The 3,406-nt window shown below is 65.0% G+C and carries 4 protein-coding genes and 1 pseudogene; 2 read left to right on the top strand and 3 right to left on the bottom strand.

Translation table 11 applies throughout. The annotated features are described in order from the left end of the window. Nucleotides 1-188, bottom strand: a pseudogene (locus V6M39_RS04230) (xylose isomerase); the annotation flags it as partial. 12 nt (nucleotides 189-200) lie between these two features. Beyond that, nucleotides 201-1,577 carry a xylulokinase gene (xylB, locus tag V6M39_RS04225; protein ID WP_332642460.1) on the bottom strand — a complete coding sequence of 459 codons (1,377 nt, stop codon included), beginning with the start codon at nucleotides 1,575-1,577 and terminating at the stop codon, nucleotides 201-203. Between the two features lie 60 nt (nucleotides 1,578-1,637). Here xylB and V6M39_RS04220 point away from each other — a divergent pair, with 60 nt between their 5' ends. Further along, nucleotides 1,638-2,138 (top strand): flavin reductase family protein, encoded by a 501-nt coding sequence (locus V6M39_RS04220; RefSeq protein WP_332642459.1) that lies wholly within the window; start codon nucleotides 1,638-1,640, stop codon nucleotides 2,136-2,138. Here the strand turns inward: V6M39_RS04220 and V6M39_RS04215 are convergent. Next, a complete protein-coding gene (locus V6M39_RS04215; RefSeq protein WP_332642458.1) occupies nucleotides 2,126-2,533 on the bottom strand; it encodes a DUF4383 domain-containing protein in 408 nt (135 codons plus the stop codon). The genes V6M39_RS04220 and V6M39_RS04215 overlap by 13 nt on opposite strands. Before the next feature lie 47 nt (nucleotides 2,534-2,580). Here V6M39_RS04215 and V6M39_RS04210 point away from each other — a divergent pair. Then, nucleotides 2,581-3,406, top strand: an 826-nt coding sequence (locus tag V6M39_RS04210) for an alpha/beta fold hydrolase (protein WP_332642457.1), incomplete at its 3' end; no start/stop codon positions are given.

Below are 3,406 nucleotides of genomic sequence, written 5' to 3'. Positions count from 1 at the left end.
CCGAACGGGATCAGGTCGTCGTCGTGGAAGTTGACGCCGTACGAGCCGATCTCCTTGAGCTTCTCGAGGGCGTAGATCGGGTCCATCGGTTCACGTGTCGGCTCACCGAACGGATCGCGTCCGGGGTAGGCAACAGTCCACAGCCCGAAGGAGAATTTGTCGGACGGTGATGGGGTGGGGATGCTCATGGCAGCACTTTCTTAGATGGTTTCGCGGTCGCGAAGGAGTGCGTAGGCCTCACGCACCAGAGGGGTCGGCTCTGCTTCATACGTCTCGGACGCGACAGACGCCCAAGCTGGGGGTTCTGGTGTGCCGGCAAATGCCCAGGCTGCCTGGCGCGCAGCACCAAGGGCGACGTACTCGCCAGGAGCGGGGACGGTCACGGGGCGGCCGAAGATCGCCGGAGCGAGCACACGTACGGCCGGATTGCTTGCTGCGCCGCCGACCATGAGGATCCGCTGGGGCGTTGTTCCAGTCGTCGCGCTGAGGTGGTCGATCGCATCTGCGAGGGAGCACAACAACGCCTCGACGGCCGCCCGGGCCAGGTCTTCTCGAGTGGTCGACGTCGTGAGGCCTGCCCAGGTGCCGGTGGCGTCTGGGCGACTCGGCGTGCGTTCGCCGTCGTAAAAGGGGAGGATCGTGAGTCCGTTGGCTCCGGACGGCGCGGCAAGGGCCAGGCGAGCCAGCTCGTCGTGATCGACACCGAGCAGGGTCGACTGCAGCTCGAGAATGCGGGCGGCGTTGATCGTGGCAACGAGCGGCAGAAAGCGCGACGTCGCGTCCGCGAATCCGGTCACGGATCCAGTCGGGTCGGAGACCGGTTCGTTGGTGATGGCCGACGCCACGCCGGACGTACCGATCGACACGACGACATCGCCTGGCTTCAGGTCGAGCGCGAGGGCTGCCGCCATGTTGTCGCCCGTGCCGGCGGCGACTTTGAGCCCGGACGACGTCGTGGCTGCCACGTCTGACGAGGCAACGATGCGGGGGAGCTCGACGGTTTGGCCGATGGCCGCTTCTGCCAGGTCATGCCGCCAGGCGCCGACGCGGGTCGAGAAGTAGCCGGTGCCTGAGGCGTCGCCGCGATCCGTGAACGGCTCACCACCGCCGACGACATGACGGGAGACGTAGTCGTGGGGGAGCAGGACTCGCTTCGTACGGGCGGCCGCATCAGGTTCGTGATCGCGAAGCCACCGCAGCTTGGTTGAGGTGAACGATGCGACGAGAACGCTGCCAACAGCCTCCGCGCAGGCGGCCGGGCCGCCCATCTCCTCGATCAGGTCGACCGCTTCCTGGCTGGAACGCGTGTCGTTCCACAGGATCGCGTCGTGAACGGGGGAGTCAGTGGCGTCGAGCGCCACCATGCCGTGCTGCTGACCACCGACAGCGATGGCTTCCGCACGATCGAGCAGTCCCGCTGACGCCTTGTCGAAGGCATCCAGCCAGCTCCTCGGGTCCACCGAGGTGCCGGCCGGATGAGGCGAATGCTGGCTCTCCAGGACGGTGCCAGAATCGGCGTCCACCAGCAGCGCCTTCGTCGACTGCGTCGATGAGTCGACGCCGATCACAGAAGCCATGACTCAGGTTTAGTATGAGTCTTGAATTAAGTCAAGGGCGACAGACCGTACGCTGACAACGTGACGATTCATTCCGACCACCCATTTCTGCCACCGAGCGGCGATCGTGACCCTTTGCGGCAGCTGCGCGGACGTATGCCTGCGCCCGTCACGGTCTGGGCGAGCGGCGTCGACGCGGGTCGTACAGGACTCACGGTCTCGTCAGTCATCGTCGCGAACGGCGAACCCGCCCGTGTGCTGGCTGTGATCGACGCCGACTCGAACTGGTGGAGCTCAGAACCGGAGACAGCGTCGGTCAACGTACTGGCCCAGGATCACCGCTTCCTGGCCGACGCGTTTGCCGGGACAGCTCCCGCGCCAGGCGGACCGTTCACCTTGGGCAGCTGGACTGACAGCGAATGGGGCCCGGTGCTCACTGAGAGCGCGGGATGGCTGGGCGTACGGCTCGTCGAACAGACGCGTGAAGTCGGTTGGGGTCTGCTCGTCGAAGGGATTGTCGAGCACGTCGAGCTCGGAGAGGCAGATGCGCTGATCCACCTGCGCGGGCGCTACGAAATCTGAACCGCAGCCTTCGTGCGGCTCGCGAGGAGCGCCAACGCGTACGCCGCCACGATGGCCGCGTGGAAGATCAGGTCCCGTGTGGTCGGCAGGTTGAACAGGCCGAACGGGACAGTGTCGAACAACATCCAGATCACCACGGGCAGGTTGGTGCCGATGATCAGCCACGCAAATAGCCGCGACAGGTCCGCTCGGGGTGCGACTGCGAGTGCCGTCGCCCAGAGGAAGATGCCGGACAGGGCGTGCCACCCGTTCCAGTCCATCCAGAGGAAGTCCTCAGCAGTGGCACTGTCGCCAACCGCGAAGTCGGGATTGACGATCAGCCCGCCGACTGAGTGTGCGAGGAAGACCACCCCGAGCACGAGGTTCATCTTCTGCAAGAACGTCCAGCTCTTCATGTCGCCTCCGATCCGCATCCAGCATAGTGACGTGCCATGCTCGGGGAATGACTCTGATTGATGCGAACGGCGTACAAGTCAACATCACTGACACGGGCGCTCCCGCAGGGAACCCTCCTGCTCCGACCGTCGTGTTCGGCCACGGGCTGCTCTTCAGCGGTCACATGTTCGAGGCGCAGATCGAGCGCCTGCGATCGACCTATCGCTGCGTGACGATCGACTGGCGCGGTCAGGGCAAGACACCCGCCACCGAGGACGGGTACGACATGGACACGCTGTCGCTCGATGCGGCCGCGGTCATCGAAGGTCTGGGCGTGGGCCCCGTTCACTACGTCGGTCTTTCAATGGGTGGGTTCGTCGGTATGCGGCTTGCCGCCCGCCGGCCGGAACTCCTTCGATCGTTGACTCTTCTCGACACCAGCGCTGACCCGGAGGATCCGGCAATGGCGAAGCAGGATCGATTGCTGGCCAAGGTCTATCGGGTGGTCGGCATCAGGCCGCTCGCAGGCAAGGTTGGAAAGCTCATGTTCGGACCCACCTTCCTCGCCGATCCGGCGTCGAAGCCGGTCATCGAACGCTGGAAGGCCGGAGTCTCCGCGGTCGAACGACCCGGAATGGTGAAGGCGATCCTGGGCGTCGTCGACCGTCTCCCCGTGTCAGCTGAGCTCGACGCGATCTCGACTCCGACGCTGATCGTCGTGGGCGAGGACGATGTGGCCACACCTGTGTCCCGGTCCGAGTCAATCGCGTCCGGCATCAAGGGTTCCGTGCTCAAGAAGGTCAAGGATTGCGGGCATTCCAGCACGGTTGAGCAGCCGGAGATATTGGCCGACCTGATCGAGGAGTTCCTGACTGCGCAGGACAAGGGCGACT

This window comes from Aeromicrobium sp. (assembly GCF_036675695.1).
Taxonomy (GTDB): domain Bacteria; phylum Actinomycetota; class Actinomycetes; order Propionibacteriales; family Nocardioidaceae; genus Aeromicrobium.
The sequence above is the reverse complement of the archived record's forward strand: the minus strand, read 5'-3'. Positions and strand labels throughout refer to the sequence as shown.

Bases quoted from the DNA above. Each gene is read 5' to 3' on its own strand.
- xylB (WP_332642460.1), bottom strand. From the start codon at position 1,577: ATGGCTTCTGTGATCGGCGTCGACTCATCGACGCAGTCGACGAAGGCG.
- V6M39_RS04215 (WP_332642458.1), bottom strand. From the start codon at position 2,533: ATGAAGAGCTGGACGTTCTTGCAGAAGATGAACCTCGTGCTCGGGGTG.